The organism is Citrobacter sp. 50677481 (assembly GCF_001463265.1).
GTDB lineage: Bacteria > Pseudomonadota > Gammaproteobacteria > Enterobacterales > Enterobacteriaceae > Citrobacter_A > Citrobacter_A sedlakii.
In genome coordinates, this window is record NZ_LNHZ01000051.1 from 144123 (window position 1) to 166943 (window position 22821).

The following is a 22821-nucleotide window of genomic DNA, read 5'->3' on the forward strand; positions in this document are numbered from 1 at the left end:
ATAAATCCCTCCTGTATACAGGAGGGAGTGCGATCAGGACATCAGGGGATGTAACTGTTGATAAAGACGGCGGAACGTTTCGCGTCGCTGCTGATAAAGCGTATGACGCTGTGCGTCAGGCAGATGCGTTTGTTCCAGCGGCAGCTCCGGCAGCAGCTCAGATAACGGCTTCTCCGGATTGACGGCGATCTGCGCCAGACGGGCTGCGCCAAGCGCTGGCCCGACATCGCCCCCCGTGCGGTAATCCAACTGCAGTCCGCTGATATCTGCCAGCATTTGTCGCCACCAGGCGCTACGCGCGCCGCCGCCGATAAGCGTAATGCCTTGCGGCTTCACGCCGCAAGCATGCACGACATCCATCCCGTCGGCCAGCGCATAACCGACCCCTTCCAGCACCGCGCGCGCCAGTTCAGCCGGACCGTGCTGGTGCGTCAGACCAAAGAAAACCCCCTTCGCCTGTGGATTGTTATGCGGCGTCCGCTCGCCGGAAAGATACGGTAAAAACCAGACGGGATCGGCGCTGTCATCCGCTTTCTGGGCCGCCGCCAACAGTGCGGGGACGGTTTCCAGCCCGGTGAGTTTTGCCGCCCAGTCAAGGCAGGACGCCGCGCTCAGCATCACCGACATCAAATGCCAGCGGCCCGGCAACGCGTGACAGAAGCTGTGCACGGCACTTTCCGGCTTGCTAAGAAATCCTTCACTGACAGCAAAATAAACCCCGGAGGTACCCAGCGACAGCATGGCCTGATTGGCATCAATCATCCCGACGCCCACAGCCCCCGCCGCATTGTCTCCCCCACCCGCGACAACCGATACCGACGGCATTCCCCACGCCATCGCGATCTCTGGTAGCAGCGTTCCGCTGATGTCGCTGCCTTCAAACAGCGTGGGCATATGGTCACGGCTCAGGCCGCAGGCATTCAGCATCACGTCGCTCCAGTCGCGCTTTTCAACATCCAGCCACATTGTTCCCGCCGCATCCGACATATCGCTGGCAAACTCGCCCGTCATACGTAAACGCAGATAATCCTTCGGCAGCAGCACTTTCGCCACCTGGCGGAAAATATCCGGCTCATGGCGCTTCACCCAGAGCAGCTTCGGCGCGGTAAAGCCGGGCATCATCAGGTTGCCGGTGATTTCACGCGACTGCGGAACCTGCGTCTCCAGTAGCGCGCATTCTTCGCCGCAGCGCCCGTCGTTCCATAAAATGGCGGGACGCAAAACGCGCTGTCGGGCGTCAAGTAACGTCGCGCCGTGCATTTGTCCGGCAATCCCCAACGCTTTAACATTGCGCAACGAATGTTGCTTGCCGAGCGCCTTTATGGCGCGGTCGGTCGCCAGCCACCACTGCTCGGGGTCCTGCTCAGACCAAAGCGGGTGGGGACGAGAGACGGTGAGCTTTTCCGTTTGCGATGCCACAACCTCGCCCTGCTCGTTGAGCAAAATAGCCTTCACGCCCGAGGTGCCAAGATCGATCCCGATATACATGTTGTGGGTTCCTTCAATGAAAAGGCCCGGCAGCGCGAAGCTCACCGGGCCTACAACAACCGTAGGCCGGGCAAACAGAGCGCCGCCCGGCAAAAACGCTTATTTGTCGAACAGATAATAGTTCACCAGGTTTTCCAACTGCTCCTGATGTCCACTCTGATGAACCGGCGCCAGGTTATGCTGTTCAGCATACTGCGCCAGTTCGCTTAACGACATCTGGCCTTTGAGGATCTGCTGACCCAGTTCGCTGTTCCAGCCTGCATAACGCTTCGCCACGCGTTTATCCAGCTCGCCATCCTCGATCATGCGCGCAGCGATTTTCAGCGACAGCGCCATGGTGTCCATCGCGCCGATATGACCGTAGAACAGATCGTATTTGTCGGTGCTCTGACGACGGACTTTGGCGTCAAAGTTCAGGCCCCCAGTGGTGAAGCCGCCCGCTTTCAGGATTTCATACATGACCAGCGCATTTTCCTCAACGCTGTTCGGGAACTGGTCGGTATCCCAGCCCAACTGCGCGTCGCCGCGGTTAGCATCAACAGATCCAAACAGGCCCAGCGCGATCGCGGTCGCAATTTCATGATGGAAAGAGTGGCCTGCCAGCGTGGCGTGGTTCGCTTCAATATTCAGTTTGATCTCTTTTTCCAGACCAAACTGCTTCAGGAAGCCATAGACGGTCGCCGCGTCGTAATCATACTGATGCTTGGTGGGCTCTTGCGGTTTCGGCTCGATCAGCAGCGTTCCCTGGAAGCCAATTTTGTGTTTGTGCTCAACGACCATCTGCATGAAGCGGCCAATTTGTTCGCGTTCCTGACGCAGGTCGGTGTTCAGCAAGGTTTCATAGCCTTCACGACCGCCCCACAGCACGTAGTTTTCGCCGCCCAGCTTGTGAGTGGCTTCCATCGCCGTCACCACCTGCGTGGCCGCCCAGCTAAAGACCTCCGGGTCCGGGTTGGTCGCTGCGCCTGCGCCGTAACGTGGGTTGGTGAAGCAGTTTGCGGTGCCCCACAGCAGCTTCACGCCGCTTTCTTCTTGTTTCGCGGCCAGCACATCGACCATGTGGGCGAAGTTGTTTTTATACTCTTTCAGCGACGCGCCTTCCGGAGAAACGTCGACATCGTGGAAGCAGTAGAACGGAACATTCAGCTTGTGAAAAAACTCAAACGCGACATCTGCTTTACGTTCTGCCAGCGCCAGCGCTTCACCCGGTTGCTGCCACGGACGGTTGAACGCGCCGACGCCGAACATATCCGCCCCGTTCCAGCAGAAGGTATGCCAGTAGCAGGCAGCAAAGCGCAGATGATCTTCCATCCGTTTGCCCAGCACGACTTCATCAGGATTGTAATGACGAAACGCTAAAGGATTCGTGGATTTGGCGCCTTCGAAACGCACACGATCGAGTTGGTCAAAATAAGCCTGCATAATAAGCTCCGTAATCAGGTAATACAGCGAGTAATTGCGATGACTTAATACTGGAATTTCCCGATTTAGAGCTCAATTACGTTATTTCACACCGCCATTAAGAGAATACCCAAATGTGCGCTGGCTCCCAAAAAAAGGCGCAAAACCGCAGAAATGAGGGGGGATAAAAAGCGATCCAGCTCGAAGGTTGAGAAATAAACAAAAAACCGTAACCGCCAGATAAGAAATGAGAATTGCCTTCCTCGTTTCGCTATGGTCAATTTCGCATGGCGCCACGCCAGTGATAGTATCGACCAGCCCATGTTCACATCGTTCAGGATATGTTCTTATGTTTGATAAACGTCACCGTATTACCCTGTTATTTAATGCGAATAAAGCCTATGACCGCCAGGTTGTAGAGGGTGTCGGTGAATATTTACAAGCGTCGCAGTCTGAATGGGATATATTCATAGAAGAAGATTTTCGCGCCCGCATTGATAACATCAAAGAATGGCTAGGCGATGGCGTGATTGCCGACTACGACGATGCGGAAATCGCGCGTTTGCTGGTCGACGTTGACGTTCCCATCGTCGGCGTAGGCGGCTCCTATCACCTCGCGGAAAATTACCCGCCGGTACATTACATCGCCACCGATAACCATGCTCTGGTCGAGAGCGCCTTCCTGCATCTGAAAGAGAAAGGCATTAACCGTTTCGCCTTTTACGGACTGCCGCCGTCCAGTGGGAAACGCTGGGCCGCGGAGCGCGAGCACGCTTTCCGCCAACTGGTGGCGGAAGAAAAATACCGGGGCGTAGTATACCAGGGGCTGGAAACCGCGCCGGAGCTGTGGCAACACGCGCAGAATCGACTGGCGGACTGGCTGCAAACCCTGCCGCCGCAAACCGGTATTATCGCTGTGACCGACGCCCGCGCCCGCCATGTCCTGCAGGTGTGTGAGCATCTTCATATTCCGGTGCCAGAAAAGCTGTGTGTAATTGGGATTGATAACGAGGAGCTGACCCGCTATCTGTCCCGCGTGGCGCTGTCATCGGTGGCGCAAGGGGCGCGGCAGATGGGCTATCAGGCCGCAAAGCTACTGCACCGTCTGCTCGCGAATGAGGAAATGCCGCTCCAGCGGATTCTGGTACCGCCGGTTCGTGTGGTCGAACGACGCTCTACGGACTACCGTTCCCTTACCGACCCTGCGGTGATTCAGGCCATGCATTTTATCCGTAATCACGCCTGCAAAGGCATTAAGGTAGAGCAGGTCCTGGATGCCGTCGGCATTTCCCGTTCAAATCTCGAAAAACGTTTTAAAGAGGAGGTCGGCGAAACGATTCACGCCGTGATCCATGCAGAAAAGCTGGAGAAAGCCCGGAGCCTGCTGATCTCCACCACCTTGTCGATTAACGAAATCTCCCAAATGTGTGGATACCCTTCGCTACAATATTTCTATTCCGTGTTCAAAAAAGAATATGGTACGACGCCAAAAGAGTACCGCGATGTGAACAGTGAAGTATTGATGTGAGGAGAGGCGCGTGTGAGATCAGGCATCGCCAGGAGGGCGAAAAAAAACCGGTGGCGCTGTGCTTACCGGGCCTGCAGGACGCTGCAGGCCGGATAAGGCGAAGCCGCCATCCGGCGTTTTGCTTACATATGCGCAGCGATTAAGCGCTGGTTATCCTGATACATCGCGAACAGATAATTGTTATAACTCTGTCCCTTCGTCGAATAGCCCTTCAGCTTATGAATCATCGCAGTCGCCGTGACTTCCTGATCCGCTTTACGCAGCTGCGCGCGCGACTTGCGGAATGAGGCGTAAGCCGGGTGCGTGTTCAGGTTGGTGACGTACGCGCTCACAGACTCTTTTACCGAGTCGAACTGCGAGTAGCCTTTCACCTTGCCTGGCGCATTGGTGCAACGCCCTTTCGCGCATTTCATACCGAACAGGTTATTGTTGGTTCGCGCAAGTTTAGAGGTTCCCCAGCCGCTTTCTGCCGCCGCCATCGTCGCCACCATACTGGTCGGGATGATGTCCACGCGTTCCAGCAGCGTATTCCACGGAATGTGGCGCGTGTTGCCGGACCACTTTACCTTGTAGCGCTTCGCGATATCTTTCAAACGCGTACGCTCAGACGGCGACCAGCGGTTCTGGTACTGTTTTGAAATCAGCCAGTTACGTTCTGCGGTGATCGCCGCATTTTGGCTGGTAATATAAGGCATAACCGTCCGGAGAAACGCTTTTTTTCGCGGTGTTCCGGAAGGGTATTTTCGCAAATCAGGAAGTGAACGACTCTTTGCACTATTGCGAGAATACTCTTGTTTACTGCTTACCTTTTTATCACTGACTGTTGTTATGTGGGACTTTTGACTCGATGTTGTCGTGTGCGTCTTTGCCAGCACCCCACCAGAAAATACGAAGGTGAGTAACATAAGAATCATTGCCCCATATCGTCGCATGGGCGTCAATATCATTAGGTCTCCTGGTCGGATTGAATCATTCCAACACCTTATCTTATTCATAATTTTGAGAGCTGAATCTCAAATCATATCAAAAATAACGATCAAGAGCATCTCAAGAAATAGTCTAAATCCGAAATCATGTCACGCATAAACCATCCCGCACCGAAGTCATTCGAGAAAAATGTGGCGGTTATCGCAAATTAAGGCCATTTTTTGCCGGCGATCGCTCATCCGCGCGCCTCATCCTGACCGAATGCCACGAGGGGATGAGTTTTCCCTACGGGTTCTCAGGCAAACTGGTCAAAATCGCCGCAATAAGGACCGCACTATGAAACTTGCCGCCGTTGCTCTGGCGCTGCTGCCGGGGATCGCCGTTGCCTCATCGTGGACGGCTCAGGGCTTTCCGGCATTTACTGCCGGTGGATCGGGGACATTTTCCAGCCACGCAACGCTCACGAAGGGTACCCGCCCTTTGACGCTCAATTTTGACCAACAGTGCTGGCAGCCAGCGAATGCCATAAAACTCAATCAGATGCTGTCGCTGAAGCCCTGCGAAGGCGCGCCGCCGCAGTGGCGGCTGTTCAGAGACGGCGATTACACACTGGAAATCGACACGCGCTCAGGGACGAAGACGTTAATGATTACGCTCCAGCGCGATGCGGAACCGGTCGCTAGCGTGATTCGCCAGTGTCCGAAATGGGACGGATCCCCGCTGACGTTTGATGTGGCGCCGACTTTTCCTGAAGGGTCGGTAGTCCGCGATTTCTACAGTCAGCAGACTGCAATGGTCAAAAACGGCAAAATCACCCTGCAACCCGCGCCGGACAGCAACGGTCTGTTGTTGCTTGAGCGGGCAGAAACCGACGCGCCAGCCCCGTTCGACTGGCACAACGCTACCGTTTATTTTGTGCTGACCGATCGCTTTGAAAACGGCGATCCCGGAAACGACCAGAGTTATGGTCGTCACAAAGACGGCATGGAAGAGATCGGCACCTTTCACGGCGGTGACTTACGCGGCCTGACCCGCAAGCTGGACTACCTGCAACAGTTGGGCGTCAATGCGCTGTGGATCAGCGCGCCGTTTGAGCAAATCCACGGCTGGGTTGGCGGCGGGACGAAAGGCGATTTCCCGCATTATGCCTACCACGGCTATTACACCCAGGACTGGACCCGTCTCGACGCTAATATGGGCAACGAAGACGACCTGCGCGCACTGGTTGACGGCGCCCACCAGCGGGGGATCCGCATTCTTTTTGACGTGGTGATGAACCATACGGGCTATGCAACCTTGGCCGACATGCAAGAATTCGGCTTCGGCGCGCTTTATCTTTCCGACGAAGAACGGCAAAAGATCCTCGGCGAACGCTGGACCGACTGGAAACCTGCCGCCGGGCAGAACTGGCACAGTTTTAACGATTACATTAACTTCAGCGACAAAGCAGCATGGGAAAAATGGTGGGGCAAAGGGTGGATACGCACCGATATCGGCGAGTACGACAGTCCAGGCTTTGACGATCTCACAATGTCGCTGGCCTTCTTGCCGGATCTGAAAACCGAATCCACACACCCTTCCGGTCTGCCGGTGTTTTATCGACATAAAACGGATACCCATGCTAAAGCCATTGACGGGTTTACGCCGCGGGACTATCTGACCCACTGGCTGAGCCGCTGGGTCCGCGACTTCGGGATTGATGGATTCCGCGTGGATACGGCCAAACATGTCGAGCTTCCGGCGTGGCAACAGTTAAAAACGCAGGCCAACGCCGCGCTGGTCGAATGGAAAAAAGCCAACCCGGACAAGGCGCTTGATGACAAGCCTTTCTGGATGACCGGTGAGGCCTGGGGACACGGGGTGATGCAAAGTGACTACTATCGCCACGGCTTTGACGCAATGATTAACTTTGATTACCAGGAGCAGGCGGCGAAAGCGAGTGATTGCCTGGCGGCTATCGATCCCACCTGGCAGCAAATGGCGGAAAAGTTGCAGAGTTTCAACGTGCTGACTTATCTGTCGTCCCACGATACTCGCCTGTTCCGCGAAGGCGGCAGCAACGCGGCGGAGTTGCTACTCCTGACGCCGGGCGCGGTACAAATTTTTTATGGCGATGAGTCGGCGCGGCCCTTTGGTCCGACCGGTTCAGATCCGCTACAGGGCACACGGTCACAGATGAACTGGCAGGATGTCAGCGGGAAATCTGCGGCTAACATCGCGCACTGGCAGCGGCTCGGTCAGTTCAGGGCCAGGCATCCGGCAGTCGGCACGGGTAAGCAAACTACGCTCACCCTGACGCAGGGATACGGCTTCGTGCGCCAGGCCGGAGACGACAAAGTGATGGTTGTCTGGGCCGGACAGCGCTAAGCAGAAGCGGCGTCTGGTTCCATAGCGCGCCCGACGCCGCAACAGGAAATACCATGGTGATCAGGATATCCAGCATAAAACGTCAAGACCCCATGACAGACCCGATTTGCACCCTGCCAGTGCTGGCGTTAAGGTAAGCCACTTTGATTCAGCGTTTGACAGACCATCCGTTATGACATTTTCACTTTTTGGCGACAAATTCACCCGTCATTCAGGCATTACCCGCCTGATGGAAGACCTCAACGACGGTTTACGCACCCCCGGCGCTATCATGCTGGGTGGCGGTAATCCGGCACAAATCCCGGCGATGCAGGATTATTTCCATTCGTTGCTTGCCGGAATGCTGGAAAACGGCAAAGCCACTGATGCGCTTTGCAATTATGACGGTCCACAGGGAAAAACCGAGCTGCTCAGCGCGCTCGCTTCGCTACTCCGTGAGAATCTGGGTTGGGATATCGAACCACAGAATATTGCGCTAACAAATGGCAGTCAAAGCGCGTTTTTCTACTTGTTTAACCTGTTTGCCGGTCGCCGCGCTGATGGCAGCACAAAAAAGGTGCTGTTCCCCCTCGCGCCGGAATACATCGGCTACGCGGATTCAGGGCTGGAAGAAGATCTGTTTGTCTCTGCACGGCCCAATATTGAGCTGCTACCGGAAGGGCAGTTCAAGTATCACGTTGACTTTGAGCATCTGCACATTGGTGAAGATACGGGGATGATTTGCGTCTCACGCCCGACAAACCCTACGGGGAACGTGATTACCGATGAAGAACTGATGAAGCTCGACTCGCTTGCTAACCAGCACGGCATTCCGCTGGTGATCGATAATGCCTACGGCGTCCCGTTCCCGGGCATTATCTTCAGCGAAGCGCGTCCGCTGTGGAACCCAAACATTGTGCTGTGTATGAGCCTCTCCAAGCTGGGTCTGCCTGGCTCGCGCTGCGGCATCATCATCGCCAATGAAAAAATCATCACGGCGATCGCCAATATGAACGGCATTATCAGTCTTGCCCCGGGCGGCATCGGGCCGGCGATAATGAACGAAATGATCAAACGTAACGATCTGTTGCGTTTGTCGGAAACGGTAATTAAACCGTTCTATTATCAGCGCGTTCAGCAAACTCTCGCGATCATTCGCCGCTATTTGCCGGAAAATCGTTGCCTGATCCACAAACCGGAAGGGGCGATTTTCCTCTGGCTGTGGTTTCAGGATTTGCCCATCACCACCGAGCTGCTTTACCAGCGTCTTAAAGCGCGCGGCGTGCTCATGGTGCCGGGGCACTATTTCTTCCCCGGTCTGGATAAACCCTGGCCGCACACGCATCAATGCATGCGTATGAACTACGTGCCGGACCCAGAAAAGATTGAAGCTGGCGTGAAGATACTGGCGGAAGAAGTTGAACGCGCCTGGGCGGAAAATCAATAGCCTGGCGAAACGGCCCGGCTAACGCAAGCCGGGCTATCCTTTTTACAGCGGTTGCGTATGCAAACGCTGGCGCTGAATATCTGCCGCATTCACACACTGTAATGCTCCCGTTGGGCAAGCCGCGACGCAGGCCGGTCCCGTCTCGCGGTGCCAGCAGAGATCGCATTTGATCGCCTGAACCCGTGAAGTCTGAACGGTGACATTCATGGCGCCAAACGGACAGGCCAACATACAGCTTTTACAGCCGATACACCGTTCCTGCTCCACAAAAACGTGCCCACGATCGCGGCGAATCGCGTTCGTTGGGCAAACGTTGGCGCATGGCGCATCTTCACACTGATGGCAGGCGACCGCGGTGGTAAACGTGTTCTCTTTAATGACCTGAATACGTGAAACAAACTGTCCTGCCGATACCGCCGCACAGTCCTGATTTTCCTGATGCGAGACCACGCATGCGACTTCGCAGGTACGACAGCCAATACATTTCATCGCATCCGCCATAATAAACCGGTTCATAGCTCACTCCGATCGCCCAAAAATGACAGAGTGCCAGAGAGCATAGCGTCGTCGCTTTGATCGCACAGGGGATACGGTGAAATTTTGTCAGATGCCCGAGGCGTTCTGGGATTTTGCCAAAGATTGCTCACCGTTCCGGCATAAAAAAAACCCTGGACGACAACGCCCAGGGGGAATAATCCGCAGGCGACATCACGCTACGGAATAAACTGACACCAGATTGAGAGGCATCTAAATTTGATAATCGGCCTCATCGACGACGCTATAGAGCGCCTGGATATTATCCAGTGCCAGTATGTATCCGCTTCCTTTTACGCTAACGATAGAATGCTGCGGCAGGCCAAGCATATTTAATTTGTTATTTAAATTTTTCACCATCGTTGACAGACGTTGTGTGGAAGCGCTTAATTCATTTTTTTCCCAGATGTTGACGAGTAATTCATCTTTTGACACATAATGGGTGCGGGCGTTAAGTAAAAGGTAAACAAACAGACGCAGCATGGTATGATTAAAAAAAACGCCGCCGAAAGTAATCACGCTGTCCATTTTATTTACCGGCAGCCTGAAGATTCTTGACTCGCTTATATCAAAAAAAATTTCACGACCAATCATAAATCCATGTAACTGGTATTCCATTTTGCAGCACTCACGTTTAATTCACTATCGAAAGATAAACATGATTAAGTCCTTGTAGTTAATGTCTATCGCAAGTTTAAAAAAAATAGCATTAATTTCAATAGATCCCCGCGGAGGTATTTTCCGTATTCCCACGGGAAAGATGCAGATTTTCCCTCTGCAACAAACGATTATTCAACATATTGTTACACCCTAGGGCAAAATTTCAGATAATCCCCCTAAAGAGGGGTATCTGCTCAACCCTGCAAGTTAATCATACATATTTAACGCAAATTGCAAATTTTTCTTCTATGGAAGCGGTAAAGCAGGCTCATGAATTAACATGTTCTTTGCAGTAACGTCGTTTCCAGACGGCAGGGGTCAGACCAGTATGCTTACGGAAAATTTGTCGAAAATAGCCCACGTCACTAAAGCCGCATTGTTCAGCAACCTCTTTTAAGGATCGCGCATCGCTGATCAATAATTTCTCCGCCGCCCGCACGCGCTGACGATGAATCGCCTCGGTCAGCGTTAAATGAAAAACGCGCCGGTAAACTCGCCCCAGATAATCCGCATTACAGTGTAGTTCTCGCGCCATAATAGCGGTGGAAAGAGGACGATGATATTGCGTGCGGATCAACTGTTGCGCTTTCCATGCCAGCGAAACGCCCGCCTCCTGCGTATTATCAGTAGGTCGGGAAGGCTGAGCCATTTGCTGTAATATCAGCAACACAATAAATTCCAGCGCCGGACTGCGTTGCATTTTTTCCTGCTCTATCATGAACTGGCGAAAAAGCGCGATCAGCGCCTGCGGATCCACCACGCGCGTGTGCTGTGGCACTGAAAGGTGCGTCAGCCATCTCGGATCGTTGTCCGGCGCTTTTACCTCGAAATGCAGCCAATAAAAACGCAGATCACCGGGAAAATCTTCTACCCCAACATGGCGACGCTGGGGCCAGAGCAGCAAACTTTCTCCCGCTTCCACGCAAAATCGGTTTTCTTCTTCCTGAATGGTCAGCAGACCTTTTTCAACGAAAATAATTTCCCACGACGACAATGTCCTCGCCGGGTGACGTCCGATCCCCCGGGAAAGAAATAATCCGCCATTTTGAACTTTGATCGGAAGCGTCATGGATAATTCGAGCATAGATATGGAAATTCCCGCTTTAAAAGAAGCTAATAATATCTTTACCTATTGATTATTATCTAAAAATAAGCCAATCACCGGATCTGCCTCACACTTTTGCACAGAGGTCGGAATCGTCATCTTTTTTTACTCTTTCGTTGCCTTGTTGCATCGCCGCTTCCAGGCAGAATTAATCAGGTCATCAGTCATAAAAAAATAATCACTGACCGAAACCTCATTTAGCGAGGAATAACTATGACCTCTACACCGATTACCCGCGATCAACTCGCACAAGGCCGTGTCGACGATGCGCTCTCGGTGCGTGAAAAAATAGGCTACGGCCTGGGAGATGCAGGCGGCACCGTTATTACCTGCCTGATCATGAACTTTCTCACCTTTTTCTATACCGATGTGTTTGGATTAACGCCCGCGTTAGTCGGCACGCTGTTTATTGCCCTGCGTGTATTTGATGCCGTTTCCGATCCCATCATGGGGGTGATTGCCGACCGCACGCAAAGCCGGTGGGGGCGCTTTCGCCCCTGGCAGCTGTGGGTGGCCATTCCCATTGGCGTCATCGGCGTGCTGACCTTTACCGTGCCGGACGCCAGTATGGGGGTCAAAATCGCCTGGGCGTTTGGCACCTATCTGCTGCTTTCCGTTGGTTATACCGCGATCAACGTGCCCTATTGCGCGCTGATCAACACCATGACCACCCGGCACAATGAGGTGATTTCCTGTCAGTCCTGGCGCTTTGTGCTTTGCGGCGTGGCGGGCTTTCTGGTCTCTGTTGGTTTGCCGTGGATGGTCGATATCTTTGGCAAAGGTAGCGCCGCCCAGGGCTACCAGTTGGGCGTCGGCGTGCTCTGTGCGGTCGCGGTCATCATGTTTCTGTGCTGTTTCTTCTGGGTACGCGAGCGCGTGCCGATTGAGATGATGGGAAAATTTACGCTGCGCGAGCACCTTGCCGGGCTGCGTAAAAACGATCAGTTGCTGCTAATGCTGGTGATGTCGTTCCTGCTGATCAACGTCTTCAACATTCGCGGCGGCGGGTACATGTATTTCATCACCTATGTGCTGGAAGGCAGCACCGCTTATACCTCACTGTTTTTTACAATGGTGACCTTCGCTTCGATTATCGGCTCGGTGCTCGTCAGCCCGCTGACACGACGCGTGGACACCGTCAAACTTTACTCCGCCACCAACCTGGTACTGGCGGCGCTGGCGGTGCTGATGTGGTTATTACCCACCGGTCCGGCCTGGCAGACGTTGTGGCTGGGGGTGATCCTCGGTAACGGTATTATTCTTGGCTTCACGTTGCCGCTGCACTTTTCGCTGATGGCGTTCGCCGATGACTACGGCGAGTGGAAAACCGGCGTGCGTTCGTCCGGCATGAACTTCGCCTTTAACCTGTTTTTCATCAAGCTGGCCTGGGCTTCCAGCGCCGGGATCATCAGCCTGCTGTTCATTCTTGTCGCCTACCAGCCGGGGGCGGAAAACCAGACGGCGCAGTCGCTTGGCGGCATTACCGCAATGGAAACCCTGCTTCCCGCCCTGTTCCATTTGCTGCTGGCGCTGTCGATCCGCTATTGCAAACTCAATAACCCCATGATGACGCGAATCGCCAGCGACCTGCGTCAGCGTCATGTTCATTAATAAGGAGCACACCATGAACGTACCGGAAGTCGACCTGCACATGCTGAAGGTCAGCGATCCGTTCCTCGGACAATATCAACGCCTGGTTCGCGACGTCGTGCTCCCTTATCAATGGGACGCGCTGAACGACCGTATTCCGGAGGCCGATCCCAGCCATGCGATCGAAAACTTCCGCATCGCGGCAGGACAGCAGTCCGGGGAATTTTATGGCATGGTTTTTCAGGACAGCGATGTCGCCAAGTGGCTGGAGGCCGTGGCCTGGTCCCTGTGCCAGAAGCCAGACCCGGCACTGGAAAAGACCGCCGATGAGGTGATTGAGCTGGTCGCCGCCGCCCAGTGTGACGACGGTTATCTCAATACGTATTTTACCGTCAAAGCCCCGCAGGAGCGCTGGACCAACCTGGCGGAGTGCCATGAGCTTTACTGCGCCGGGCACATGATTGAGGCGGGCGTGGCCTTCTTCCAGGCCACCGGCAAACGCCGCCTGCTGGAGGTCGTTTGCCGTCTGGCGGACCATATCGACAGCGTATTCGGCCCCGGCGAACATCAGTTGCACGGCTATCCGGGCCATCCGGAGATCGAGCTGGCGCTGATGCGGCTGTATGAAGCGACGGGGTGTTCGCGCTATCTGGCGCTGGTGAATTACTTTGTTGAACAACGTGGAACGCAGCCGCACTTTTACGATCTGGAGTACGAAAAGCGTGGGCAAACATCTTACTGGCATACCTACGGCCCGGCGTGGATGGTGAAAGATAAAGCCTACAGCCAGGCGCACCAGCCGCTTTCAGAGCAGCAAACGGCGACGGGCCATGCGGTGCGTTTTGTGTATCTGATGACCGGAGTGGCGCATCTGGCGCGGCTTAGCCAGGATGAACGCAAGCGCCAGGACTGTCTGCGCTTATGGCGGAACATGGCGCAACGCCAATTGTATATCACCGGCGGGATCGGTTCGCAGAGTAGCGGCGAAGCCTTCAGCAGCGACTACGATCTGCCGAACGACACCGTGTATGCGGAAAGCTGCGCCTCAATCGGCCTGATGATGTTCGCCCGGCGGATGATTGAGCTGGAAGCAGACAGCCAGTACGCCGACGTCATGGAACGCGCGTTATATAACACCGTCCTTGGCGGAATGGCGCTCGACGGAAAGCACTTTTTCTACGTTAACCCACTGGAAGTGCATCCGCAGTCATTAGAATTTAATCATATCTATGACCACGTGAAGCCCGTGCGCCAGCGCTGGTTTGGCTGCGCCTGCTGCCCGCCGAACATCGCCAGGGTTCTGACTTCGCTGGGTCATTACATCTATACGCCGCGTCCGGAAGCGCTGTATATCAACCTCTACGTGGGTAACAGTATTGAACTGCAAACGGAAAACGGTTCTCTCAGGCTGCGTATTGACGGCAACTATCCGTGGCAGGAGCACGTCAGTATTACCATCGACTCGCCACAAGCTGTGCGGCATACGCTGGCGCTACGCCTGCCGGACTGGTGTTCAGATGCCCGCGTAACGCTTAACGGCGACGAGGTCAGCCAGGATATCCGCAAAGGCTATCTGCACATCACCCGTGACTGGCAGGAAGGCGACACCATCGGGCTGACGCTACCGATGCCGGTGCGCCGGGTGTATGGCAACCCGCGGGTACGCCACGTCGCGGGTAAAGTCGCCCTTCAGCGCGGGCCGCTGGTGTATTGCCTTGAACAAGCCGACAACGGCGAGGAGCTGCATAATCTGTGGTTACCAAAAGAGAGCGATCTGCGGATCTTTGAGGGTAAAGGACTTTTTGCCCATAAGATGCTGATCCAGGCGGAAGGGTTAAAACAGAGCGCCCCCGACGCCGCGCAAAGCGCACTCTGGCACTATGATCGCGCTCCCGGCGCCTGGCAGCCGCACACGCTGACCTTTATTCCGTGGTTCAGTTGGGCCAATCGGGGCGAAGGCGAAATGCGGATCTGGGTTAACGAACGATGAGGGAGCCGCGCTAAATTACTGGATGGCGGCTGCGTCTTATTTATTCTACGGCGCCACTATGCCATGCCGCCATCCACGGAAGCGACGTTTGCCAGACAAGCACATTTAAAGGAATAATGCGGCGACCATCTTCTGGCAAACACACTAAGGAGCATCATGAGCAGCACGGACGATACATCTTCAACCCGCTTCAAACGCATCAAGGCCTCGGCTATCTACCGGTTATTGTTGATAGGCCTCGGTATTCCCATGATGCTTTTCAGCTTCATTTGCGGCGTGCTGAGCCTTTTCGGCTTCAACATGGTGAAATGGAACGACCAACCGGTACAGGGTTTACTGGCGATCCCCACCGCATTGTTTAGCGGTTTGTTTATCACCGTCCTGTTCACCGTTTTCGTTGGATCGATTGCTTGCCTGGGATTATGGATTTACAGCCGTTTCCGCCCTCTGCAGGTTAAGGTGCTGGATTAAGCTATCGGGCTTACGCATTTTGTAAGCCCGAGAACGCAGCCAGTTAAAACAGTCCCAGCGGTTTGTCGGAATAGCTTACCAGCAGACACTTGGTCTGCTGGTAATGTTCCAGCATCATTTTATGGGTTTCACGGCCGATGCCCGACTGCTTATAGCCGCCAAATGCCGCATGCGCAGGATAAGCGTGATAGCAGTTAGTCCAGACACGTCCGGCCTGAATTCCGCGCCCCATTTTATAAGCCAGATTGCCGTTACGGCTCCAGACCCCCGCGCCCAGGCCATATTGCGTATCGTTGGCGAGTTCCAGCGCGTCCTCCATCGTTTTAAAGGTGGTGACCGCCAGTACCGGACCGAAGATTTCTTCCTGGAAGACGCGCATATTATTTTTGCCGAACAGGATGGTCGGTTCGAGGTAATAACCATCTTTCAATTCGCCTTCCAGTTGCTTACGCCGCCCACCGGTAAGGATATCCGCGCCTTCTTTTTTACCGATATCAATATAATTAAGGATGGTTTCCAACTGACCGTGGGAAACCTGCGCCCCCATTTGCGTCACGCTGTCGAGAGGATTTCCACTGCGGATGCTTTCCACTCGACGAATGGCGCGCTCCATAAAGCGTTCGTAAATCGACTCCTGCACCAGCGCGCGGCTCGGGCAGGTACAGACCTCGCCCTGGTTAAAGGCAAACAGCGCGAACCCTTCCAGCGCCTTGTCAAAGAACGCATCTTCTTCGTCCATCACATCGGCAAAAAAGATGTTTGGCGATTTGCCGCCCAGTTCCAGCGTTACCGGGATGATGTTTTGCGTGGCGTACTGCATGATCTGCTGTCCGACTTCCGTCGAACCGGTGAACGCGACTTTGGCGATGCGTTTCGAGGTCGCCAGATATTCGCCAATCTCGCCCCCCGCGCCGTTCACGACGTTAACCACGCCCGGCGGCAGCAGGTCGCCAATCACCTCCATTAATAGCAGAACGGACAGCGGCGTCAGGCGCGCGGGTTTGAGCACTACGCAGTTCCCCGCCGCCAGCGCTGGCGCCATCTTCCAGCTCGCCATCAGCAGTGGGAAGTTCCACGGGATAATCTGCCCCACCACGCCGAGCGGCTCATGGAAATGATAGGCTACGGTCTCGCTGTCCACTTCACTGATCCCGCCCTCCTGGGCGCGTATGCAGGAAGCAAAATAACGAAAATGGTCGATGGCCAGCGGCACGTCAGCTGCGCTGGTTTCACGGATGGGCTTACCGTTATCCCAGGTTTCCGCCGTGGCGAGCCGTTCCAGATTTTGCTCCATGCGGTCGGCTATTTTAAACAGAATGGCGGCTCGGTCCTGAACGGAGGTTTGCGCCCATTTATCTTTCACCTTGTGGGCCGCATCAAGCGCCAGATCAATATCGCGTTTGCCGGATGAAGCGACTTCACACAATAGCTGCCCGGTAACCGGCGTCAGGTTCTGGTAATATTCGCCGTCAGCCGGAGGAACCCAATCACCGCCAATAAAATTGTCATAACGGGCTTTTAGCTTCAGCGGAAAACCGTACTCGCCGGGCTGAATACGTGTTGAAGGGGGGTTATTCGTCATGATCGTCTCCTTGCCGCAGGTGTATAACAAGGGTAGACGCCGCTGGCGATTTTCTCGCCAATCGTTGGCGGCTTTACGAGCTATATCACGGATTACCTTACTTTACGTTTCGTTTTTGCCGCTGAGCCATACTTATAAGCTCTGGGTCTTATAAGGATACGTGCAATGCAGCTATTTATCGGCTTCGACGTGGGCGGTACCCATATTAAACATGGCGTCATTGATGAAAACGGCAACGAACTGACGTCGGATGAATTCGACACGCCGGACGATAAGAATGCCTTTAAACAGCAGTGGAAAGCGGTCGTGGAGGCGTATCAGAAAGCACATGATATCGCCGCGATCGGCGTGAGCTTTCCTGGTCATATCAACACCCACACGGGCCAGGCGGCAAAGGCCGGCGCACTCGATTATCTCGATAACGAGAATCTCTGCGAACTGTTCGCCCAACTGACGGACCTGCCCGTCACGGCGGAAAACGACGCCAACTGCGCGGCGCTGGGCGAACGCTGGCGCGGCGCGGGTCGGGACTATGAGAGCTTTGTCTGCATCACTATTGGTACCGGCATCGGCGGCGGGATCGTGGTGGAAGGCGACATTTATCGCGGTTCGCACTACCGGGCGGGCGAATTTGGCGTGATCCCCGTAGGCGATAACGGTGAATGCATGCATGAAGTCGCCTCCGCGAGCGGTCTGATGAAGGCGTGCCGCCGGGCGCTGGCGGTCCCCGAAGATGAAATGCCCGACGGCGAAGCGCTGTTCGAGCGCATGGAGAGCGACGTTCACCTGCGCGAAGCGATTGAACAATGGGCGCATTTCCTTGCACGCGGAGTGTATAGCGTGATTTCAATGTTCGATCCGCAGGCGATACTGATTGGCGGCGGCATCAGCGAGCAGGAAAAGATCTATAAATTACTGGATAAATATTTGCAGCGCTTCGAGGAGTGGGAAGCGCTGAAAGTACCGATTTTACCCTGCGAGTTGGGTAATCAGGCGGGACGACTCGGCGCGGTATGGCTGGCAAAGCAGAAATTGAACCGCGGTTAACTTGCCGGATGGCGGCTGCGCTTTATCGGATCAGGCTGAACCGTACAGATCTGTAAAGCGTAGCGCCATCCGGTCGGCGTTTTACATCGCAGCGTGGAAGATCGCCACGATCTGCTCGTGTGTCGCCTGGATCGGGTTAGTCAGCCCGCAGGCATCTTTCAGCGCATTGGTCGCCAGCAGCGGAATATCCTCCTCCTTCACGCCGAGATCGCGCAGCCCTGCCGGAATATTCACCTGCTGCGCCAGCGTGCGTATGGCGTCGATACAGGCCGCGGCGCCTTCGGCGTCGTTCAACCCTTCCACATTGACGCCCATCGCCGCTGCGCAGTCACGCAGACGCGCCGCCGCGACCTGGCTGTTAAACACCTGAACGTGCGGCAACAGCACCGCATTGCACACGCCGTGCGGCAGATTGTAGAAACCGCCGAGCTGGTGCGCCATCGCGTGAACATAACCCAGCGAGGCGTTATTAAAGGCCATTCCCGCCAGGAACTGCGCGTAGGCCATCGCTTCCCGCGCCTGCGCATTGCTGCCGTCTTCCACCGCGACGGTCAGGTTTTCGCTAATCATGGCCACGGCTTTCAGCGCGCAGGCATCGGTGATTGGCGTCGCCGCGATGGAAACGTACGCTTCAATGGCGTGGGTTAACGCGTCCATACCCGTTGCGGCGGTCAGCGACTTCGGCATTCCCATCATCAATGTTGAGTCGTTGACGGAAAGCAGCGGCGTAACGTGTTTATCGACAATCGCCATTTTAATGTGGCGTTCAGCATCGGTAATAATGCAAAAACGGGTCATTTCCGACGCCGTGCCTGCGGTGGTATTAATGGCAATCATCGGCAACTGCGGTTTAGCAGAACGATCAACCCCTTCATAATCGCGAATATCGCCGCCGTTTGCCGCCACCAGCGCAATGCCTTTCGCACAGTCATGGGGTGAGCCGCCGCCCAGCGAAATCACGCTGTCGCAGTTATTCTCCTGCAGCAGTTTCAGCCCTTCAGCCACGTTTTCGGTGGTCGGGTTTGGCTGGGTACCGTCATAGATCACGCTGAAAATAGCGCGTTCCTGCAACGCGTTTCGAATATTATCCGCCATACCCAACCGGGTGAGCATCGTGTCTGTCACAATTAACGTGCGGCGAAAGCCATATTCCACCATCGTATTCATTGCGTCATTTAATACATCAGCACCAATAATATTCACGGATGGAATATAAAATGTAGAAGCAGCCATTTGCTCAATCCTTAATGTTGAAAAAAAGCAAAAGCATACGAGGGTGAGAAATAATAAAATATGATCGTTGCTGTTTTTTCCCAAAGAAACATTAAAAAAGCACATTAGGATAATAAACTAATGTGCTTTCATAGGAATCACTATTTATATTATCTCAATTCATTTGAAATATAAATAAGTAATGTCATTGTCTGGCCGGGAATAATAACGCATCGCGTAATAAATGATCGTTGCCACGGCGGCGGGTAAAGCCGATGCGGTCAAAATATTCCAGAATCTGAATGGCCAGTTTACGCCCAACGCCCAGACGGTCACGGAAATCCGCCGCGCACGTTGACCCTCTCTCTTGATCCAGCTCACGGATCAGCGTGGCGAAGGCAACAATGCGATCGTTACGGTAATAACGATCTTTTACGATCGCAGTAATCATCCCCTGCTGTGCCGCCTGCCGTAGCACAAGGCGCATGGTCTGCTCCTCTGTGGCCGTTTCCCGCGCAAGATCGCGTACCCACCAGGGGTCGTCTGCAAACAGCGGCTCCACGTTTTGCCAGATCGCCGCCTGCTCATCGCTGAATCCCGCTTTGTGATCGGGCAAATGCAACCAGCCATGATGGCTATGAATTTCGCCGCTTTCACGCATTTGCTCAATCAGCAACAGCACCAGCGCTTCATCTTCCATCGGCAGCGCCATCCGCCGCAGGCGTTCACGCCCAGGCCCCGGCTCATCGCGGTGTTGCTCATGATAGGTCGCCAGCGTGTCGAGAATTTTACGCTGCCAGCGGGCGGCAACCGGGGCGTTTAGCAGACTGTCGCCTGCCTGGATAAACCCATGCTGCTGGACACACTGTCGCATACCGTCGCCATTAAGCTGGCGCGCCCAGGCAAATGCAGGCAGATTCACCGCTCCGCGCTGAAGATGCACAGCAAGCGCGGCGCCATCGTCGGTGGTTTCTGCCAACGACGCCAGCCACTGTAAATAGTCCCGCTTACGCTTTCCGCGACGCGGGGGGTTAAGCGCAACCACGCGCGCGCCCGCCAGCGTGGCCCGCGCAGAAATATCGCGCAGTACCAGCCGATCGTTATCCGCCAGCAGCAGCGGGGTGTCGAAAACCAGTTCCGCGAGGTTATTGTCCAGCAGCGAGACCCGTCCGGTGACATGACTGGCGGCATGGTGGATATGCAGCGGCTGCCATTGGGTTAACGGCGCGTGGTTTTCCAGCGCCACAATAATACGGCTAAACGGCTCGGGGGGTTTCGCCGAGAGCAGCCAGTCACCCCGGCGCAGCTGTTCTTTTTCGGCGTCACCAGCGATATTCAGCGCGATACGTTGCCCGGCATGCGCGCGTTCTGTCGCCTGATTTTGCGCGTGCAATCCGCGCACGCGCATGGGTTTGTTGACGCCCGTCAGCCACAGCGTGTCGCCTTGCTGCACTTCTCCGCTCAGCGCCGTCCCCGTCACCACCAGCCCGGCGCCCTTTACGCTAAAGGCGCGGTCGATAGCCAGACGGAAGGTCTGGTGACTGGCATGCTGGCGTGCAGGTAACTGCTGCAGGTGCTCGCGCAGCGCCTCAATGCCTCGCCCTTCATTGGCGGCGGTCACGAATAACGTCGCCCCTGCAAAGCCATACTCACGCAGCACCTCTTGTACCTGCTGCTCAACGTCTGACACGCGTGCATCATCAACCCGGTCGGCCTTGGTTAACGCCACCGTCAGCGTCGGGCTACCGGTTAATTGTAATATCGCCAGGTGCTCGCGGGTTTGCGCCATCACGCCATCATCGCAGGCCACCACCAGCAGCGCATGATCGATACCGCCCACGCCCGCCAGCATATTAGAGAGAAACTTTTCATGTCCGGGCACGTCGATAAAACCCAGCACGCGCCCATCCGGCTGCGGCCAGTAGGCGTAGCCCAGATCGATCGTCATCCCGCGCTTTTTTTCTTCCGGCAGACGATCGGCATTCACGCCCGTGATCGCCTGTAGCAGCGTCGTTTTCCCGTGGTCAACGTGTCCGGCGGTCGCAATAATCATTTCAACAACATCTCCATAAACCGGGTCTCATCTTCAAGGCAGCGCAAATCCAGCCACAGGCGACCATCGTTAATCCGCCCAATAACCGGAACGGGTAGCGCTCGCCAGCGGCTCGCCAGCGCCGCCAGACGGCTGCCGCGCCCGTCATGCGGGGTAAAGGTTAATGCCGCGCTCGGCAAGCGATCAACCGGTAATGAACCGCTGCCGATCTGCGACAGACACGGCGTCACGCTGACCACAAAGTCATTTGCATAATGTTTGGCAAGCGAGACCTGTAACCGCTGCGCCTGGGCGGTAATCGCCTCCTGAGGGCGGGTTAACGCCCGCAATGTCGGCAGTTTTTGCGCCAACGCTTCCGGATGCAGATACAGCCGTAGCGTCGCCTCCAGCGCCGCAAGGGTCATTTTATCCGCCCGCAGCGCGCGTTTCAGTGGGTGACTTTGCAGTTGCGCAATCATCTCTTTTTTGCCGACGATAATACCCGCTTGCGGACCGCCGAGCAGTTTATCGCCGGAAAAGCTCACCAGACTGACGCCCGCGGCAATCAGTTGCTGCGGCATCGGCTCTTTCGGCAGACCGTACTGGCTGAGGTCAATCAGCGAACCGCTGCCAAGATCGGCCACCACCGGAATATCCAGTTGCTGGCCGATCTGCGCCAGTTCGCTCTCGTCTATCGCTTTGGTAAAGCCTTCAATGCTGTAGTTACTGGTGTGGACCTTCATCAACAGCCCGGTGTTTTCATTTACCGCCTGGCGATAATCTTTCGCGTGCGTGCGGTTGGTGGTGCCTACTTCATGAAGCGTACAGCCCGCCTGGCGCATCACGTCAGGAATGCGAAACGCGCCGCCAATCTCTACCAGTTCGCCGCGCGAGACCACCACCTCTTTACCCGCCGCCGTTGCCGCCAGCATTAACAATACCGCCGCCGCGTTGTTATTGACGATACAGGCGTCTTCCGCGCCGGTAATGCGGCACAGTAACTCCGCCAGCGCGCGGTCACGGTGGCCGCGCCCGGCGCCGTCGAGATCGTACTCCAGCGTCACCGGTGAACGCATGGCCTGCGCCACCGCCGCTATCGCCTCTTCCGCCTGCAATGCGCGGCCAAGATTCGTGTGCAGCACCGTACCGGTCAGATTGATTACCGGACGCAGCGCGCTCTGAGCCGCTTTCTGCAGACGGACGCTAACTTCCTGCGCCCAGTTGTCGCTCCACACGGGCAGCGCCTGGGTATCACGTATCGTCTCTCTGGCCTCGTCCAGCATCTGGCGAAGGAGTTCAACGACACGGGTATGCCCGTGGCTGTCACACAGGGTAAGAAATGCATTTTCACGCAATAAGCGATCAATGGCAGGAAGCTGACTGTACAGCGAACGCGTTTCGGTTGTCATGGGATAGCCTGGCGGTTGGTAATCCTCTCCATGTGCGGAGAGGCGTTTCGAC

Annotated in this window: 17 protein-coding genes; 7 read left to right on the forward strand and 10 right to left on the reverse strand. The window is 55.3% G+C overall.

Annotated elements, in window-relative coordinates:
• Positions 1 to 33: 33 nt before the first annotated feature.
• Positions 34 to 1488, reverse strand: a complete 1455-nt coding sequence (gene xylB, locus APU02_RS13280) for a xylulokinase (protein WP_060570236.1) — start codon at positions 1486 to 1488, stop codon at positions 34 to 36.
• 99 nt (positions 1489 to 1587) lie between these two features.
• Positions 1588 to 2910 (reverse strand): xylose isomerase, encoded by a 1323-nt coding sequence (gene xylA, locus APU02_RS13285; protein ID WP_042286853.1) that lies wholly within the window; start codon positions 2908 to 2910, stop codon positions 1588 to 1590.
• A 328-nt stretch (positions 2911 to 3238) separates the two neighbouring features.
• Here xylA and xylR point away from each other — a divergent pair, with 328 nt between their 5' ends.
• Entirely contained in the window at positions 3239 to 4417 is a 1179-nt protein-coding gene (gene xylR / locus APU02_RS13290; RefSeq protein ID WP_042286856.1) for a D-xylose utilization transcriptional activator XylR, read from the forward strand.
• A gap of 122 nt (positions 4418 to 4539) precedes the next feature.
• Here xylR and APU02_RS13295 read toward each other — a convergent pair whose 3' ends face one another.
• Positions 4540 to 5364 carry a protein bax gene (locus APU02_RS13295; RefSeq protein ID WP_060570237.1) on the reverse strand — a complete coding sequence of 275 codons (825 nt, stop codon included), beginning with the start codon at positions 5362 to 5364 and terminating at the stop codon, positions 4540 to 4542.
• A gap of 316 nt (positions 5365 to 5680) precedes the next feature.
• Here APU02_RS13295 and malS point away from each other — a divergent pair, with 316 nt between their 5' ends.
• Positions 5681 to 7711 (forward strand): alpha-amylase, encoded by a 2031-nt coding sequence (malS, locus tag APU02_RS13300; RefSeq protein WP_060570238.1) that lies wholly within the window; start codon positions 5681 to 5683, stop codon positions 7709 to 7711.
• Between the two features lie 172 nt (positions 7712 to 7883).
• The gene (avtA, locus tag APU02_RS13305; RefSeq protein ID WP_042286864.1) at positions 7884 to 9137 is read left to right on the forward strand and encodes a valine--pyruvate transaminase; all 1254 of its coding nucleotides are present in this window, start codon (positions 7884 to 7886) and stop codon (positions 9135 to 9137) included.
• Between the two features lie 42 nt (positions 9138 to 9179).
• Here avtA and APU02_RS13310 read toward each other — a convergent pair whose 3' ends face one another.
• The 3 genes from APU02_RS13310 to APU02_RS13320 form a co-directional block, all read right to left on the reverse strand.
• Complete coding sequence (locus APU02_RS13310; RefSeq protein ID WP_042286867.1) at positions 9180 to 9653, reverse strand: 4Fe-4S dicluster domain-containing protein; 474 nt, start codon at positions 9651 to 9653, stop codon at positions 9180 to 9182.
• A gap of 231 nt (positions 9654 to 9884) precedes the next feature.
• Positions 9885 to 10289 (reverse strand): helix-turn-helix domain-containing protein, encoded by a 405-nt coding sequence (locus APU02_RS13315; protein ID WP_042286870.1) that lies wholly within the window; start codon positions 10287 to 10289, stop codon positions 9885 to 9887.
• A gap of 310 nt (positions 10290 to 10599) precedes the next feature.
• Positions 10600 to 11415, reverse strand: coding sequence for an AraC family transcriptional regulator (locus APU02_RS13320; RefSeq protein WP_060570239.1), 816 nt, complete (start codon positions 11413 to 11415; stop codon positions 10600 to 10602).
• Between the two features lie 234 nt (positions 11416 to 11649).
• Between APU02_RS13320 and APU02_RS13325 the strand changes: the two genes are divergently transcribed.
• The 3 genes from APU02_RS13325 (at position 11650) to APU02_RS13335 (ending at position 15487) form a co-directional block, all read left to right on the forward strand.
• Positions 11650 to 13047, forward strand: a complete 1398-nt coding sequence (locus APU02_RS13325; protein WP_060570240.1) for an MFS transporter — start codon at positions 11650 to 11652, stop codon at positions 13045 to 13047.
• Positions 13048 to 13060: 13 nt separating this feature from the next.
• A complete protein-coding gene (locus APU02_RS13330; protein ID WP_060570241.1) occupies positions 13061 to 15016 on the forward strand; it encodes a glycoside hydrolase family 127 protein in 1956 nt (651 codons plus the stop codon).
• Positions 15017 to 15172: 156 nt separating this feature from the next.
• Positions 15173 to 15487: a hypothetical protein gene (locus APU02_RS13335; RefSeq protein WP_042286880.1), complete on the forward strand. Its 315-nt coding sequence runs from the start codon at positions 15173 to 15175 to the stop codon at positions 15485 to 15487.
• 43 nt (positions 15488 to 15530) lie between these two features.
• Here the strand turns inward: APU02_RS13335 and aldB are convergent, their stop codons facing one another.
• Positions 15531 to 17069, reverse strand: coding sequence for an aldehyde dehydrogenase AldB (aldB, locus tag APU02_RS13340; RefSeq protein ID WP_042286883.1), 1539 nt, complete (start codon positions 17067 to 17069; stop codon positions 15531 to 15533).
• 165 nt (positions 17070 to 17234) lie between these two features.
• Here aldB and APU02_RS13345 point away from each other — a divergent pair, with 165 nt between their 5' ends.
• On the forward strand, positions 17235 to 18116 hold the full coding sequence (locus tag APU02_RS13345) for an ROK family protein (protein WP_060570242.1): 882 nt from the start codon (positions 17235 to 17237) through the stop codon (positions 18114 to 18116).
• Between the two features lie 81 nt (positions 18117 to 18197).
• On the opposite strand, the gene yiaY is transcribed toward APU02_RS13345, so the two are convergent.
• The 3 genes from yiaY to selA form a co-directional block, all read right to left on the reverse strand.
• Positions 18198 to 19349, reverse strand: coding sequence for an L-threonine dehydrogenase (yiaY, locus tag APU02_RS13350; RefSeq protein ID WP_060570243.1), 1152 nt, complete (start codon positions 19347 to 19349; stop codon positions 18198 to 18200).
• Positions 19350 to 19533: 184 nt separating this feature from the next.
• Positions 19534 to 21381, reverse strand: coding sequence for a selenocysteine-specific translation elongation factor (selB, locus tag APU02_RS13355; protein WP_060570244.1), 1848 nt, complete (start codon positions 21379 to 21381; stop codon positions 19534 to 19536).
• Entirely contained in the window at positions 21378 to 22769 is a 1392-nt protein-coding gene (gene selA / locus APU02_RS13360; RefSeq protein WP_060570245.1) for an L-seryl-tRNA(Sec) selenium transferase, read from the reverse strand. Before selA ends, selB begins: the two co-directional genes overlap by 4 nt.
• Positions 22770 to 22821: the final 52 nt, after the last annotated feature.

Coding starts and splice junctions, on each gene's coding strand:
- xylB (WP_060570236.1), bottom strand. CDS start 1,488: ATGTATATCGGGATCGATCTTGGCACCTCGGGCGTGAAGGCTATTTTG.
- xylA (WP_042286853.1), bottom strand. CDS start 2,910: ATGCAGGCTTATTTTGACCAACTCGATCGTGTGCGTTTCGAAGGCGCC.
- xylR (WP_042286856.1), top strand. CDS start 3,239: ATGTTTGATAAACGTCACCGTATTACCCTGTTATTTAATGCGAATAAA.
- APU02_RS13295 (WP_060570237.1), bottom strand. CDS start 5,364: ATGATATTGACGCCCATGCGACGATATGGGGCAATGATTCTTATGTTA.
- malS (WP_060570238.1), top strand. CDS start 5,681: ATGAAACTTGCCGCCGTTGCTCTGGCGCTGCTGCCGGGGATCGCCGTT.
- avtA (WP_042286864.1), top strand. CDS start 7,884: ATGACATTTTCACTTTTTGGCGACAAATTCACCCGTCATTCAGGCATT.
- APU02_RS13310 (WP_042286867.1), bottom strand. CDS start 9,653: ATGAACCGGTTTATTATGGCGGATGCGATGAAATGTATTGGCTGTCGT.
- APU02_RS13315 (WP_042286870.1), bottom strand. CDS start 10,289: ATGGAATACCAGTTACATGGATTTATGATTGGTCGTGAAATTTTTTTT.
- APU02_RS13320 (WP_060570239.1), bottom strand. CDS start 11,415: ATGCTCGAATTATCCATGACGCTTCCGATCAAAGTTCAAAATGGCGGA.
- APU02_RS13325 (WP_060570240.1), top strand. CDS start 11,650: ATGACCTCTACACCGATTACCCGCGATCAACTCGCACAAGGCCGTGTC.
- APU02_RS13330 (WP_060570241.1), top strand. CDS start 13,061: ATGAACGTACCGGAAGTCGACCTGCACATGCTGAAGGTCAGCGATCCG.
- APU02_RS13335 (WP_042286880.1), top strand. CDS start 15,173: ATGAGCAGCACGGACGATACATCTTCAACCCGCTTCAAACGCATCAAG.
- aldB (WP_042286883.1), bottom strand. CDS start 17,069: ATGACGAATAACCCCCCTTCAACACGTATTCAGCCCGGCGAGTACGGT.
- APU02_RS13345 (WP_060570242.1), top strand. CDS start 17,235: ATGCAGCTATTTATCGGCTTCGACGTGGGCGGTACCCATATTAAACAT.
- yiaY (WP_060570243.1), bottom strand. CDS start 19,349: ATGGCTGCTTCTACATTTTATATTCCATCCGTGAATATTATTGGTGCT.
- selB (WP_060570244.1), bottom strand. CDS start 21,381: ATGATTATTGCGACCGCCGGACACGTTGACCACGGGAAAACGACGCTG.
- selA (WP_060570245.1), bottom strand. CDS start 22,769: ATGACAACCGAAACGCGTTCGCTGTACAGTCAGCTTCCTGCCATTGAT.